The following is a 14,420-nucleotide window of genomic DNA, read 5'->3' as shown; positions in this document are numbered from 1 at the left end:
GCGTGCGTCCTTTTTCATTTTCCGCTGCGTGGTTCGATCGCCCGCGCGCATAGGTGATGACCGGCTTTAGCGGTTCACCGCAGAATCCTGTCTTGAAAAATACAACCACAGCTTATATGATCGTCCTGTACTACTGATTTTTATTTGATTTTGACTTATCTTAATTCTACTTAAAGTTGTAATTGGAGGCGCGCATGCTGGCTCCGGACAGTGAAGTCGAACACGATGTCGATCGTGGCTTCGACAAAATCACACGGTGGGAATATTACAAAGGCGCTGATGGCGACGCGGAATCGGAGCGTCGTGATTTCGAGCGTTTTTCAGTCGCCATATTGAAAATCCAGGACACGGTCCGGCGCAGATCCGGCGCCCTGCGCATAGATCGTGCCCAGCACGCCAAGGCGTTGCTCGCGGTCGGTAACGCGAAACTCAAGATCGCGGACGATCTGCCCGAGGACCTCACCGTCGGCCCGTGGCGGGCAGGCGCCGAGTTCCCGGTCATCCTGCGCCTGTCCAACGCCAGTGGCGTACACCAGTCGGACGGCCAGCGCGATCTGCGCGGCGCCGCGCTGCGCGTGGACGTTGGGTCGGCGGTGCAGGACCTGCTGATGACCAATTTCCCGGTCCCGCATGCACGCGATGCCACCCAGTTCATCGCCTTCGCCTCGGCGATGGCGGGCAACCGCATCCTCGGCATCGTGAAGCTGATGTTCGCGGTCGGCCCCAGGGAAGCCATCCGCATGCTGCGCAATGTCGCCGGCGGAACGGGGCGGCCGGTCCAATCGCTGGCCGGTGAAAGCTTCTGGAGCCGCGGCGCAATTCTGTGGGGCGAGGACGCCGGCCCGGTGAGGTATTTTCTCCGTCCGGCGCCCGGACACTCCGCGCAGGAGGTGGCGAAGGACTGGCAGCCGCCGGACAACCCGAACTACCTGCGTGCCGAAGCGGCGCAATTGCTTGCCAAGGGCGATGTCAGCTGGGAATTCTGCGTTCAGCGGTTCGTCAGCGAAGAGGTTACGCCGGTCGAAGATGCCGCCGCCGCATGGCCGGAGGAGAGCGCCAGGCCGATCGTGGTCGCGACGCTTACCGTCCCCCAGCAGGACATCACCACCCTTGAGGCCCAGGCGAAGACAGCCGAGATTGACGGGCTCTCCTTCAATCCCTGGAACACCACACCCGAGTTCCGGCCGCTCGGCAATCTCAACCGGGCCAGAAAGGCCGTTTATGCGGCAAGCGCCGCGCATCGCCTGCGCAGACGCTTCTACGAGCCGGTGCCCCTGCGCAACCGGTTCGTGACGGCATGCTTCACGCCTGCCTTCGCCCTGATCAACCGCTGGCTGCCCTGGTACCGGCTGCCGCATCTTGTGGCGCTCTTGAACCTGTCGCTGCTGCGTCATCAGCTGCGGACGAAAAACCTCATCGACCGGGAGCCCGTCGAGCCGAACCCGCAGGCGACCCAGCCGGAGCCCGCGGTGCCGGAAAACTTCCGCGACAGCAGGAGCTTCGACGGGAACCAGAACGATCTGAGCGTTTCCGGCATGGGCCGGGAAGGCGCCGCCTTCGGCCGCAACCTGAACCCGGACCCGCGTCCGGGCGATGTGAACACGCCCAATCCCGTTGTTGTCAGCCGCGAATTGCTTTACCGCAAACAATTCATTCCGGCGTCATCGCTGAATGTGCTCGCAGCGGCCTGGATCCAGTTTCAGGTGCATGACTGGGTGCAGCACAGCCGCTTTCCGCCGGGCCAGCGGGATGTCGAAGTTCCCATGCCCGACGGGATGACGTGGAAAAACACCCCGCGCGGCAAACAGGAAAGCGTCATGCGGATTTCCGGTGACCGTCCGCTGGGAGCCGCCGACGACATGAACCCGGTTTTCGGCAATACCGTTTCCCACTGGTGGGACGGCTCGGAAATCTACGGCAGCAGCCTGCAGAACGCGCAGCGACTGCGGGAGGGAAGCGGCGCGAAGCTGCGGCTTGAGAACGGCTACCTGCCGGAAGACAATATCGGCATGGAAGTGACCGGCTTCAACGAAAGCTGGTGGCTCGGCCTGTCGTCCCTGCACACGTTGTTCGCCCGCGAGCACAATGCCGTATGCGACGCTCTGCAAAGAGAATACAGGGACTGGAGCGACGAACGGGTCTACCAGACAGCCCGTCTGATCATCTCCGCGCTGATCGCGAAGATCCACACGGTGGAGTGGACGCCGGCCATTCTGGCGACCCCGGAAATCGACGTCGCCCTCAACGCCAACTGGTCGGGACCCGCAGGCGCGTTCACGCGGATGGGGCTCTGGCTTCAGGAAGCCCACGCGTTGCGCGGCATTCCCGAAACCCTTCCCGATCATCACAATGCCAGATACTGCCTGACCGAAGACTTCGTCACGGTCTACAGGCTGCATCCGCTTCTGCCGGACGACTACCGCATCCACGATGCGCAGACCGGAGCCTTTCAGGAGGCGCTCGATTTCAACGCGGTACAGGGCATCAGAACGGACGAAGCGATGCGCCGCATCGGCCTTTCCAGCGTTCTCTACTCCATGGGGATCGCGCATCCGGGCGCGATCACGCTGCACAATTATCCAAGGTCTCTGCAGAATTTCACCCGGACGTCGTCGGACGGCAAATCCGAGATTATCGATCTGTCGGTGGTCGACCTGGTGCGCGAACGCTCCCGCGGCATTCCCCGCTACAACAAGTTCCGCCAGGGGCTGCACAAGCCGCCGATCAAGCGCTGGGAGGACATTACCGCCGACAGCGAAAACGTGCGGTTGCTCAAGGAGGTCTACAAATCCATCGACGATGTGGACACGATGGTCGGCCTCTACGCCGAAACGCCGCCTCCGGGCTTCGGTTTTTCCGACACCTCGTTCCGCATCTTCATTCTGATGGCGACCCGCAGGCTTCAGTCCGACCGTTTCCTGACCGTCGATTTCCGGCCGGAAATCTATTCGCCGCTCGGAATTGCCTGGGTGCAGGAAAACACCATGAGCAGCATCATTCTGCGGCACTTCCCCGACTTTGCGTCCGTTCTTCCCACGGGTCAAAGCGCGTTCGCCCCGTGGCGGCGGCGGCAGAATTGAGGAGCATGTGCAATGCCAGTCTCCAGTCACCGCCTCAATTACGTCTGGCGGACGGTCCTTTGGGTCTGCAACGCGGTCCTGCTGATCGCGCTCGGCCTGACGGGCCTGTTCATCTATCTGGAAGGTGGATGGGCGAAACCGGTCTTCCGGGACGCGGCTGAAGCGTTCCGGCACGGTACAATCGGGACGGAGGTGATGCCACTGCCGGTCGCCCTCGTCCTGCCGGACCTGTTTCCGCATCACTTCCAGCCGGGCGGGCAGGACGCCGGCAGCTGGGTGGAACAGTTCGGATTCCTGGACGATCCGGAAAACCCGGACGGGCTTCCCGTCGGGTTCACCGCGACCAACTACCGGCCCCAGTCCGCCGCTCCCTCGCCGGTCCCGTTCGTCGCCCTGACCTGCTCCTTGTGCCACACGACGGATTTGCGCACTTCCGACGGCGGTACGCCCGCCCGGGTGCTTGGTCCGGGAAGCGTTTCGATCAACCTGTTCGCCTGGCTGGACGCCTTCCAGGCCTCGTTGCTCGAACGGCAGCCGGCGGCCCCGGGAGACGCGGAGGCGGATGCGCCCTTCGCACTGACCGTGGACGCGATCACCGCCGCCTATGAAGACAAGACCGGCGAGAGCCTGGGATTGATGCAGCGGGTCATGATCGGCGTGTGGCTCGGTCAGATCCGCGACCGGATGGAAGAAAACATCTCCCGGTTCGACGCACCGTACGGCAACGGCCGTTCGCGCGATGAGGACGTCACACCGACGGGACCGACCCGGACGCTGGCCTTCCGCACGCTTCTGCGCAACGTGATGAATTATCCGGCTAACGACCTGCCGATCCATTCCAAGATCGCAACGATCTACAATCAGGGCTGGCGCGAACGGGCGCAGTTCGACGGGTCGATTTCCAACCCGGAAGCCCGCAGCTCGCTGGCGGCGGTCGCCGCGGGCGCAACGGATGTCAATCTGGCCAATCCGGAGATCGTGCACAACATCCGCAAGGCTATCGAATACACGATCACGCTCGCGCCGCCGCGCTTCGAGGAGATTTTCCCGGACGCGGCGCGGCCCGATCCCGAAGCGGTGCGCCGCGGACAGGCGGTTTACCGGGAGTATTGCATGACCTGTCACGGCGACCGGTCCGGCCAGAGCTGGGAACCGGGAGAGCGGACGCACGAGGTGATCCCGGTTGTGGAAATCGGCACCGATCCGGAACGCGTCATGTTTCGTCACTACGGCGAAATGCCCGATGCGCTTTACCGGTATTTTCCCAAGGACCATCCTTTCGCACTCGACAGGAGCCAGATCTTTCCGCAGCCGGAAGACGCCGACAACAGCGACATCCGGGGCTATGTGGCCGGTCCGATCGACGGAGCCTTCCTGCGGGCTCCCTATCTGCACAATGCCAGCGTTCTGACACTGGCGGAGCTGATCAACCTGGAGCCGCGGCGGTCCCAATTCTATCGCGGTCAAAACCTTTACGACACCGACCGCGTGGGCTTCGCCAGCCCGCCGCGCAGGGATGCGTTGCGTTATTTCCAGTTCGACACGTCGGCGCCGGGCAACGCGAATACCGGTCATGACTACCCGTGGACGATCGACGATCCTGAGCGGGATCCGGCCGCCCTTGCCGATCTGCTCGCCTATCTGAAAACCCTGTGAGGTCCGCCATGAACCATGACAAACCGAAGGCGGTGACGCTCGCGCAGTTCACCGCGATGAGTGTGCCGACCGTGCTGCTGATCCTGTGGACCATGTTCGCGCCGGAACTTGGCGGCGCGCTGGAACTCGGCCGCACCAAGCTGACAATCTGGGCGACGACCTTCCTGCTTGTTCCGGCGCTCGCCTTCTGGCTGTTCCGGACGATGAACCAGGCCATCGCCAATCTCGGTTATCTCTTCTGGACGGGCGCCTGGGTGGTGTTCCTGCTGCATGCCTATTGGGCGATCTTCATCATTTTCGACGGTATCGCCGATACTTTCGTGCAGCAGGGGACGCTCATCGCCGGAGGCAATTTTTTCCTTCTGGCCGTGTGGACGCTCGACGTCGCGCTGATCTGGCTGCTGCCGGCAAGGTTCCAGTCCTTCTGGGTTCAATTGATCGCAAGGCTGCTGGCATTCCTGATCTTCGCCCTGACCCTGGTCGTTCTGAGAGGCGGCGCAATCCAGATACTCGGATTTATCTTCACCGGAATTCTGGTTGCCGGCGCGCTGGTCCGGGCGATCGTCCAGGTGCCGGCAGCAAGGGTGGAAACCTGACATGGACAACAACGCGGAAATCCACGGCGGGCTTGCAGATCTTCTGAGCCGGCCCCTGATCGAGACGATCTGGCAGCGCAGGACCCACAGGGTTCCGCGCGGCGTCGAGGAAGTCGCCGCCGGGTCCATGACCTACCGCTCGCAGCAGGAACCCAAACCCCTGTCGGAGCTGGAGGAAGCGCTGCTGATCGCGATGACCGGCGCTACCGGCCTGACCATGCCCGACCGGCCGTTTCAGGATCCCGACACGGGCAGACTGGTCATGGCGAAACCGAACCTGACGATGACGGGGCGGACGGCCGGAAGTCCCGACAATGCGCAGGGAACCCATTTTTTCCTGATCAACGATACGGGAACCTATTTCCTGCGCCACTTGCCGGCCAGCAAAGAGGCGTTCTCGCCCGAGGCACTGATCAGGCGGGCTGACGAGGCAAAGGTCAAGCTGCTCGACAGGCGTCTGGACGTGGAGAAGGGCGCACGGAATTTTCCGGCCTATCTGGACTCCAATCGTCTCTTGTCCAATCTGCCGGGCACGACGATCCTGCTTCCGGTTGTCGATCTTTCGCACCAGTATATCAACGGGCTGATGTACCTCCTCACCCAGCCGGACGGTGCCCGCCCGGCCCTGGTGGACGACAGGAATTTCTACATGTCCGCGGGGGTGAAGGACTGGATCCGCCGTGGCTTCCTGAATGACGACATCAAGGTTCCGCTCGGCGTCGTCGGATCGTTGCGCACCCAGCTTGAAGCGCCTCTGCTGCTGCAGAACCTCTTTCTGGTCGCCGAAGCCATGGGGCTCGGGGCCTGGATCCACGCAACCATCAGCCCGCCCGTTCTGACGGGCGATCCCAAGTTCCGCGATCAGTTCGGGCCGATGCTGGGGTTCGACCATGTGGTCCCCAAGTGGCGGCTGATGGACATTCTGAGGTGGCATGTACCGTTGCCGCGGTTTGCGGATGTCCGGTCCCATCCGGTCGCCCTGCGGCATCAGGGGGAAGACCTGATCAAGGCCAAGTGCCCGCCGAACTATGCCAGTATGAGCGAGGCGGTGGATGCGGTTGTCGCGCAGAAATTTGGGTCGGGCGGCGTCTACCAGGATGGCGACACTTTCCGGAAAATCTACAAGGACGATTACGGCGAGCGATACCTGAAAGAGGCGGCGCAATATGACAAGGACGTCATCAGCTGCGTGCGGGACATCTGCAATTACATCCACGACACGCATGGCCGGTTTCCGGCGCATTGCGAAGCCATCCACGTGCCCGGCGTGTGGCTGCAGGTGCATCACGTCGAACTACCTTATTACGAGAAATTTTTCACGAACGGGGTCACGGAGCGCCATCGGAACCACGATGCGCTGTGGGACACCGAAACCGGCAATTGATTGAGGCGGACTTCCGCCGGACATGAATTCGAGGGGCATCCGTAATGGTTGTCGACAGGAATGCATTTGAAGCCACTGTGGACATCTTGCTGCAGGCGACCTTCGGTATCGAGGCCGGCCAGCCGCTCCCTCCGGCAAGGTTTTCGCTGCTGTTGAAGCCGGGAGAAGACCCCGCAAAGGCGATGGACGATATCGCCCGAGGCTTCGAGGGAAAGCTCGCGGTGACTGTCGAACAGCCCCTCAGGGACGATGAGCCGGACTTGCTCGTCCTGACCCTGGCGGGACGGAGCTTTTACGACACTCCGCACCTTTGTTTCGAGGCGGCCTACCGGCTGATAGATACATTCGGGCTTGCCAATGCCGAACCGGAAATTCTGACCGGTATCTTCGTGGAGCCGGACCTTGGCGGTCCGCAGCGATTGGAGGAACTGGCGGTCGCGACACCCGGCGGATGCTGGGCGCCGCCGGAACCGCGTGTGGAGACCGACAAGCAATGGGCGTTGACGGCGATGCGGGTCAAGGAGGCCTGGGACCTGTCGCCGCCGGATCGCGCGCAAGGGGCCGGGATCGTGATCGCTCAGCCCGATACAGGCCTGACAGCTCATGCCGAGCTGCAGGATATCCAGTTAAAAAATCCCATCGACCTCATTCAGGGAGATAGCGATCCGGAGGACCCGTTGACGGCCTGGTTCGGCAACAACGGCCACGGGACGGCCACGGCCAGCGTTGTTTTCAGCAAGGCGCCGGGCGAGGTGCTCGGGTCCGCCCCGAAAGCCATCCTGATGCCGATCCGGGCCATTCGCAGCGTCGTGCGAACCTCGCAACTCAGCGTCGCCGAAGCCATCAATTATGCGGTGGACAATGGCGCGCACGTCATCACGATGAGCCTGGGAGGTGTTCCGTCGTTTTTCCTGCGGGCTGCGGTTCGCAGGGCCGTGCGCAACAACATCATCGTCATGGCGGCTTCGGGCAACTGTGTGCGGGAGGTGGTCTATCCGGCACGTTATGACGATTGCATGGCGATCGCGGGAACGAATATCGACGATCAGCCCTGGCGCGGCACCTGCCGGGGTCCTTCGGTGGCCATCAGTGCCCCGGCCGAAAATGTCTACCGGGCGCGGGCGGAACGGGTCGATGAGGAAGCGCGATTCTCGACCGGACAAGGCCAGGGAACCAGCTTCGCCGTCGCGCTTGCCGCCGGTGTCGCCGCCTGCTGGCTCGCTCATCACGGCCGGGACGTGCTTGTAGGAAAAGCAGAAGCGCGGGGCGAGAAACTGCAGCAGAGCTTCACGCGGCTTGCCGCCGCCACCGCAAGGAAAGTTACGGGGTGGAATTCCGGGGATTTCGGGGCCGGTATCATGGACGCCGCCGCCCTTCTTGATGCCGATTTCGGTCTGGTTCCGGCAGGTCCCCATCTGGAGCTGGCTGTTGCGGCGGGGGGCGCGGACAGTGTGCGCTCGCTGGTCGAGGGTGCCGCCGGAGACCGGCCGGTGGAGGAGATCGATTGGGAGATCTACGGACCGGAGATCGCCTTGAACATCTACACGAACGCCATGGCCGGTGGGGGGCTGCGAAACGGAGAACGGGGCGTGCTGGAGACAATCGCCGGCGCCCGCCCGGAGCCGCTTTCCGCATCGCTGCTCGAACGGCTCAAATCACGGCCAGGGCTCAAGGCCGCGCTTTGAAATTCTCCAGATGAGCTTTGCCTTCAGGGGAGCGCGGCGAGGTCTTCGGATGTCCTGTTCATCATGATCGTCGCGGCGCCCATCATCAGCGGCCCGACGCCCTTCGGATCGTCTTCCACAACGGGTTCGCTCAGATAGTATTCCGGCGTTCCATTGCGGTAGATGCCTTCGAAGCCTCCGAGGCCTGCAACTTCGCAGATGCCGTACATGCGGGTCCTGCCGTCGGCGCCCGGACTGACCGAGTGCGCGATCAGGCTTCCCATAAGATCCTCGTGGACCGGGGCGATGAGTTCGAGGGCCTGCGCGCGCTCCAGCGCGTAGACGAACATCGCCGAGGCGGATGTCTCCGGGTAATTGCCTTCAAGATCGGGCGCATCGATTATCTGAAGCCAGAGACCGTCCTTCGTGCGCAGCTCGAGTATGCGGTTCAGGAGGTCGGTGGTCTGCTGGCGCAGCGGTGAAAAGGTTTCAGGTCCGATCAGGTCGGCAACGTCCACCAGGCACATGCACAGCCAGCCGAGTGCCCGGGCCCAGTGCGCCTGCGATCTGCCCGTCTGCGGGTCGGCCCATACCTGATGGCGGATCTCGTCATAGCCATGGGCGTAAAGCCCGGTTTCAGGGACATAGGTTTCCTTGAGCGCAATTTCGATCTGAGTCAGGGAGTCGCGGATCAGCTCCGGTTCGTTGCGCGCATGGGCATAGGCGATCTGAAAGGGGGCGGCCATATAAAGGCCATCCAGCCAGATCTGCCAAGGGTAGCGTGCCTTGTGCCAGTAGACACCGGATTTCGTGCGTGGATGGGTGGCGAGCTGTTCGGCGAGAAGGTCGGCGCAGGCGAGATATCTCGGGTCGCCCGTGAGCATGTCGAGGTACAGCAGGGCGCCGCCCGCCCTGACGTTGTCGATATTGTATTCGGACAGGACATAGCCGGAGAGCTTCGGCCCGGGCAGGATTTGCGCATCCACGAGACGCTTGAGATGGGCAAGCCACCGGCTTTCGCCGCTGGCCATGTGAAGCAGTTCCAGGCCGCGGTAGATCAGGCCGTCCTCGTAGCACCAGTTGCCGCTCTTGTAGGGTTTGTAGTCTGTTGCATACCGGTCGAAAAAGTCAGTCAGCATGGCGTTCGTCCTTGGGGGCAAGAGTTATTCCGCCATCGACTTCCGCGAATTGAGCAAGAATAGCCTCATGTCGGCAGGCAGGGACCCGGCAGGCCATGAGCGGCACATCGGCAACGGCATCCGGATCGAAGGACACCAGCATGTTCTCTATGCGGATATCCGAAAACGGGGCTTCGGGAAGACCGAGAAGGGCGACGGCCGCCAATTGCACATTGGTCGCCGTAACGTTCTTCAGCGTGATGGCCGTGATCCGCGGCGTGGTGTCGTCCACCGGAGCCGGGTCCCGGGACTGGACGGCATTGGAGGTTCCGTCGGCATCGCAGAAATAGAAGGCATTGGCGGCAAAGGCGGTGGCGACGCGATCCATGTCGACATCCGTCATCGAAATATCGGCGACCCGTCCACCACGGCCCCGGCGTGTCTTGATCCTCAGGCCGCGGTCGGTGCCGAGGAAACGGCAGTGTTCAATCCTGACACCGCTGATCCCGCCGCTCATTTCCGATCCGAGCACCACCGCGCCGTGGCCTTTTTCCATCAGGCAATGGCTGATGGTCAGGTTTCGTGTCGGCGCGAGGTGGTCGACGCGGTCCCCGTCGCGTTTGCCGGACTTGACGGCGATACAGTCGTCGCCGACCGAAAAATGGATGCCGGTCAGGTCGGTCTCCTCGCAGCATTCCGGGTTCAGACCGTCGGTGTTGGGGCTGTTCGGCGGGTTCTCGATCTTCAGTCCGACCGCGGTGACGTGGCGGCTGTGGAAGGGATGGACGGTCCATGAGGGCGAATTGCGGATCGTCAGGCCGGACATGAGCACGTGTTCGCAATGGGCCAGGAAAACCGTTCTCGGCCGGCGGGCGCCGCGCCTTGTTTCCTTCGGCCATGTCCACCAGTCGCCCCGGTCGCCGCCACCGTCGATAATTCCGGCTCCGGTCAGGGTAATGTCCGTGCAGCCGATTGCTGTGATCAGGGCCGCGAAGCTTCTTTCCGGAAGCCCCTCCCAGGTGCCGATGACGCGGCCTGCCGCGTCGCGCTCTTCAAGGATCGGCCAGTCCTGCCAGTCGCCGATGGCGGCGAGCTCAGCGCCTTGCGCCAGATGCACGGTCATGCGGGAGCACAGGAACAGCGGACCGGTCATGAAACAGCCGGGCGGAACCAGAAGCGTGCCGCCGTCGGGCACGGAATTTATGGCCGCCTGGATGGCGAGCGAATTGTCCGCAGCGGAGGTATCGGCGCCATGGGCGACGATGTCTATCGCCCCAAGACATTGCTTCGTGCGGAACTCGATGTTGCCGAACATGCAGGTCAGGCTGTAGCCGGTGTCCGGTTGCAGATCGTTCAACTGCAGGACGGCCCGCTCGGTGCGGCCGGAAACGGACTCTCCGTCCGTCAGCGACGTCAATACGAACCCCACCGGCTCCGGCAGGGCATATTTCGCCCCGGCAGGCGCGAGGAGCACGGTTGCCGTCCTCGATGAAACGGCAATGAGCTTGAGTAGGGTCATTGAAACACTGCGGTCAAAGCGAACAGGAGGCGGCCGGGGGAACCCGGCCGCCCCCGATTGTTCAGGGACGGTATTCCTCGATGGCTTCGTTGACGCCGTCGATGATCTGCTCGGCGGCCGCGTTGGCATCGATCTGCCCGTAGGCATATTCTTCAAGTGTATCCAGGAAGATCGCGCGGACGTCCGGATGTTCGTTCAGCGGCGATACGGTGGGGCCGGAAGCCGCCATGATGATGGCGTTGGCATCCGCCAGCTCAGGCTTGATGCTGCCTGCATCCTTCAACTGGCTTGATGCGGCCTTTGACGCCGGCAGTCCGCGGGTCGTGCCGAGTGCCTCGATCCCTTCAGGCTCGTTGAGCAGGCAGTTGAGGATCTGGCCGGCCGCTTCCTGGTTCTCGGAGCGCTTCGAGATGGAGAACATCATCGACGGCTTGCGGTAGATGCCTTCCGTCTGTGCGCCTTCGCCCGTCAGGATTTTGACCGGAACGAGGTTCTGGCCCTCTTGAAGGGGGTCGGAGAATTTGAAGTAGGTCGAGTCCCATTCGTAGGATCCGGCGATACGCCCATCCGTCCATTCCGGCTTTTCATAAAGGTTGGCGTTTCCGGCGGCGTTGGCCTCTTCCTGGGTCATCGTCACGCCGGATTTCATCATCTTGCCGTAAAGCTCGATGCCCGCAGCCAGTTCTTCCGGTGTCCAGGCAACGGTGACGGTTGCGGGATCGATGAGATCCTTGCCTGTCTGCTGGGTGGTGTAGAGCGAAACCAGCAAGGCCGCGGTCTCCTTGATGGCGTTGAGCGGATAATACTCTTCGCCGAGGTTCTCGCGGATCTGCCGGGCGGCTGCGAACAGCTCGTCCCAGGTTGCCGGCAGCGGGACGCCTGCCTTGTCGAAGGTGGTCTTGTTGAAGAAGAAGACACGTCCGGTGGTGGAAACCGGCAGGCCGTTGATATGGCCGTTCACGGAAGTCGAATCCAGCTGGGCATCGGTCCAGTTGTCCAGCTCGATGACGCCGGAAAGCTCCTTCAGATCGGCGAAGCCTTCGCCGTTGGAGGAGAACAGCGGCAGCCACGGCCAGTTGATCTGCATGATGTCGGCTTCGGTCCCGCCGGCGATCTGCGTGGTGACCTTTTCCAGGTGACCCGACCAGCCCGTGAATTCCGGCTTGATCGTGTGGCCGTGTTTTTCACCGCACACCTTCAGGGCCGCCTGGGTGGCTTCGTGGCGGCTGTCGCCACCCCACCAGCTCATGCGCAATTCCACCGCGCCCGCGGCGCAAACTGTTGTTGCAAGTGCGGTTGCGGTCAGCAATGCACCAAGGCCAAGTTTCAATCCTGTCATTTCTTCCTCCCATGACGATCAGACTTAAAGTCCGGCAAGCGAGATGTTTTCCTCGCTGTACCTGTCGAACAGATGAATCCGGTGTCCGATAGGTTTGAGTGCGACAGCGTCTCCGCGTTTCGGAATTGCGGTGAGATGGTCGCTTGGCACCACGGCGACAAAGATCTGGCCGTGGATGCCGATATGAAGATTGATTTCGTGACCCAGGAACTCGACAGTGGTCACGGTTCCCGAAAGCGCGTTTTCCGTGCCCGGCGGGCAGAGTTCCAGATGCTGGGGGCGAATGCCGAACTTCACAGGACCCGTTGTCTCGCTGAGCCGCTCGCCAAGACCTTCGTCAACCTGGATGGTCTGGTCGCCTATCGTGATGTGGGGCACCCGGTTGGTCATCAGAACCGCGTCCACAATGTTCATTTCCGGCATGCCGATGAAGCCGGCGACAAAGGCGTTGGCGGGACGTTCATAGAGGGTTGCCGGGTCGGCAACCTGCATGATGTGGCCCTCCCGCATGACGCAGATCCGGTCGCCCATGGTCATGGCTTCCACCTGGTCATGGGTGACATAGACGACGGTCGCCGGGCGGCCTTCCGCTTTCAGACGCTTGTGGAGATCGGTGATGCGCACCCGCATATAGGCGCGCAGCTTGGCGTCGAGATTGGAGAGCGGTTCGTCGAACAGGAACACTTCCGGGTGCTTGATCAGCGCCCTTCCGACCGCGACGCGCTGGGCCTGGCCGCCCGAAAGCTGTTTCGGCAGCCGCTCCAGAAGCTCCTCGATCTCCAGAACCTTCGAGACGTCCTGGGTCGCGTCGTCGATTTCGGCTTTGGGCCGGCGCTTCAGGCGCAATCCGAAGGACAGGTTGTTCTTCACCTTCATGTGCGGGTAGAGCGCGTAATTCTGGAACACCATGGCGATGCCGCGCTTGCCCGGAACGATGTCGTTGACGACACGGTCGCCGATGCGGATCTCGCCGCCGGTGATCGTTTCCAGGCCGGCGATCATCCGCAGGGTGGTCGACTTGGCGCAGCCGGACGGACCGACAAGCACCATGAATTCGCCTTCTCCCACGGTGAGGTCGATGCCGTGCACGGCCTTGAAGCCGCTGCCGTAGGTCTTCTCGACGGATTTCAGTTGCAACTCGGCCATCAGCCTTTGACCCCTCCTGTCGAGATGCCTTCGATGAAGTATTTTTGTGCGATGAAAAACACCGTCAGGGACGGCGCGAGCGCCAGCACGGACATGGCCAGGATCTGGTTCCAGTCGAAGGCCTCCGTCGTGTCGATGGACAGTTTGAGGGCCAGACTGACCGGGTACTTGTCGATCGAGGAGAGATAGATCAGCGGCCCGAGGAAATCGTTCATGGTCCACATGAACTGGAAGAGGCAGACGGAGACGATGGCTGGCATCAGCATCGGCACGACGATATAGAACAGCGTCTGAAGCGTGTTGGCGCCATCGACCCTTGCCGCCTCTTCCATGTCCCTGGGTATGGCCCGCAGAAACTGGATCAGCATGAAGACGAAAAAGGCATCTCCCGCGACGGCCGAGGGCACCCAGAGCGGCAGGAAGCTGTCGAGCCAGCCGATGTCGCGGAACAGCAGATACTGCGGGATGCGGGTCACCACGTTCGGCAGCAGCAGGGTCGCGATCACCGTCATGAACAGGATGCGTTTGCCGGGAAAATCGAACCGGGCGAAACCGTAGGCGACGAGGGTGCAGGAGATGGCCGTGCCGATGACCTTCGGCGTGATGATCAGGAAGGTGTTCCAGAAAAACCGGCCGAAGGTGTAGGGCGTGGAAGTCTCCCAGCCCTTGATGTAGCCGGACAGCGTCGGATCCTTGGGCCAGAAGGACGGGCTCGCGAAAATCTCGGAGTTGGTCTTGAACGAGGCGCCGATCAGCCAGATCAGCGGATAGAGCATGATCAGGCCGAAGATCAGCAGAACGCTGTAGCGCATGGCGCTGGAAATCCGGCCGCGGCGGCGCAGCTTGATTTCCATGGCGGTTGCCGGCTCGCTTGTGGACAGCAGGTTTTGCGGGTTCAGGTCGAAAGAGGCGGTCATC

At 62.2% G+C, this 14,420-nt stretch carries 10 protein-coding genes; 5 read left to right on the top strand and 5 right to left on the bottom strand.

What is annotated here, in order from left to right; all coding sequences use genetic code 11:
* The first annotated feature begins 194 nt into the window (after positions 1-194).
* From CLV41_RS26455 to CLV41_RS26435, 5 genes are read left to right on the top strand one after another with little or no spacing between them, the layout of a single operon-like run.
* Entirely contained in the window at positions 195-3,080 is a 2,886-nt protein-coding gene (locus CLV41_RS26455) for a peroxidase family protein (protein WP_103225500.1), read from the top strand.
* A 12-nt stretch (positions 3,081-3,092) separates the two neighbouring features.
* Positions 3,093-4,736, top strand: coding sequence for a c-type cytochrome (locus CLV41_RS26450; RefSeq protein WP_103225499.1), 1,644 nt, complete (start codon positions 3,093-3,095; stop codon positions 4,734-4,736).
* A gap of 8 nt (positions 4,737-4,744) precedes the next feature.
* On the top strand, positions 4,745-5,332 hold the full coding sequence (locus CLV41_RS26445; protein ID WP_146048646.1) for a hypothetical protein: 588 nt from the start codon (positions 4,745-4,747) through the stop codon (positions 5,330-5,332).
* Position 5,333: 1 nt separating this feature from the next.
* The gene (locus tag CLV41_RS26440; protein ID WP_103225497.1) at positions 5,334-6,716 is read left to right on the top strand and encodes a hypothetical protein; all 1,383 of its coding nucleotides are present in this window, start codon (positions 5,334-5,336) and stop codon (positions 6,714-6,716) included.
* A gap of 44 nt (positions 6,717-6,760) precedes the next feature.
* Positions 6,761-8,401: a S8 family peptidase gene (locus CLV41_RS26435; RefSeq protein WP_103225496.1), complete on the top strand. Its 1,641-nt coding sequence runs from the start codon at positions 6,761-6,763 to the stop codon at positions 8,399-8,401.
* A gap of 23 nt (positions 8,402-8,424) precedes the next feature.
* Here the strand turns inward: CLV41_RS26435 and CLV41_RS26430 are convergent, their stop codons facing one another.
* From CLV41_RS26430 to CLV41_RS26410, 5 genes are all read right to left on the bottom strand, one after another.
* On the bottom strand, positions 8,425-9,519 hold the full coding sequence (locus tag CLV41_RS26430; protein ID WP_103225495.1) for a glycoside hydrolase family 88/105 protein: 1,095 nt from the start codon (positions 9,517-9,519) through the stop codon (positions 8,425-8,427).
* A complete protein-coding gene (pglA, locus tag CLV41_RS26425) occupies positions 9,509-11,017 on the bottom strand; it encodes a polygalacturonase PglA (protein ID WP_103225494.1) in 1,509 nt (502 codons plus the stop codon). The genes CLV41_RS26430 and pglA overlap by 11 nt, the downstream gene beginning before the upstream one ends.
* A gap of 61 nt (positions 11,018-11,078) precedes the next feature.
* Complete coding sequence (locus tag CLV41_RS26420) at positions 11,079-12,356, bottom strand: ABC transporter substrate-binding protein (protein WP_103225493.1); 1,278 nt, start codon at positions 12,354-12,356, stop codon at positions 11,079-11,081.
* A gap of 24 nt (positions 12,357-12,380) precedes the next feature.
* Positions 12,381-13,502, bottom strand: a complete 1,122-nt coding sequence (locus CLV41_RS26415) for an ABC transporter ATP-binding protein (protein ID WP_103225492.1) — start codon at positions 13,500-13,502, stop codon at positions 12,381-12,383.
* On the bottom strand, positions 13,502-14,419 hold the full coding sequence (locus tag CLV41_RS26410; RefSeq protein ID WP_103225491.1) for a carbohydrate ABC transporter permease: 918 nt from the start codon (positions 14,417-14,419) through the stop codon (positions 13,502-13,504). Before CLV41_RS26410 ends, CLV41_RS26415 begins: the two co-directional genes overlap by 1 nt.
* Between the last annotated feature and the right edge of the window lies 1 nt (position 14,420).

Origin of the sequence: Roseibium marinum (assembly GCF_002906165.1) — a bacterium.
Classification (GTDB): domain Bacteria; phylum Pseudomonadota; class Alphaproteobacteria; order Rhizobiales; family Stappiaceae; genus Roseibium; species Roseibium marinum.
This window is presented reverse-complemented; position numbering and strand designations above follow the sequence as displayed.

Excerpts from the sequence above, each read along its gene's own strand:
- CLV41_RS26455 (WP_103225500.1), top strand. The coding sequence starts at position 195 with ATGCTGGCTCCGGACAGTGAAGTCGAACACGATGTCGATCGTGGCTTC.
- CLV41_RS26450 (WP_103225499.1), top strand. The coding sequence starts at position 3,093 with ATGCCAGTCTCCAGTCACCGCCTCAATTACGTCTGGCGGACGGTCCTT.
- CLV41_RS26445 (WP_146048646.1), top strand. The coding sequence starts at position 4,745 with ATGAACCATGACAAACCGAAGGCGGTGACGCTCGCGCAGTTCACCGCG.
- CLV41_RS26440 (WP_103225497.1), top strand. The coding sequence starts at position 5,334 with ATGGACAACAACGCGGAAATCCACGGCGGGCTTGCAGATCTTCTGAGC.
- CLV41_RS26435 (WP_103225496.1), top strand. The coding sequence starts at position 6,761 with ATGGTTGTCGACAGGAATGCATTTGAAGCCACTGTGGACATCTTGCTG.
- CLV41_RS26430 (WP_103225495.1), bottom strand. The coding sequence starts at position 9,519 with ATGCTGACTGACTTTTTCGACCGGTATGCAACAGACTACAAACCCTAC.
- pglA (WP_103225494.1), bottom strand. The coding sequence starts at position 11,017 with ATGACCCTACTCAAGCTCATTGCCGTTTCATCGAGGACGGCAACCGTG.
- CLV41_RS26420 (WP_103225493.1), bottom strand. The coding sequence starts at position 12,356 with ATGACAGGATTGAAACTTGGCCTTGGTGCATTGCTGACCGCAACCGCA.
- CLV41_RS26415 (WP_103225492.1), bottom strand. The coding sequence starts at position 13,502 with ATGGCCGAGTTGCAACTGAAATCCGTCGAGAAGACCTACGGCAGCGGC.
- CLV41_RS26410 (WP_103225491.1), bottom strand. The coding sequence starts at position 14,419 with ATGACCGCCTCTTTCGACCTGAACCCGCAAAACCTGCTGTCCACAAGC.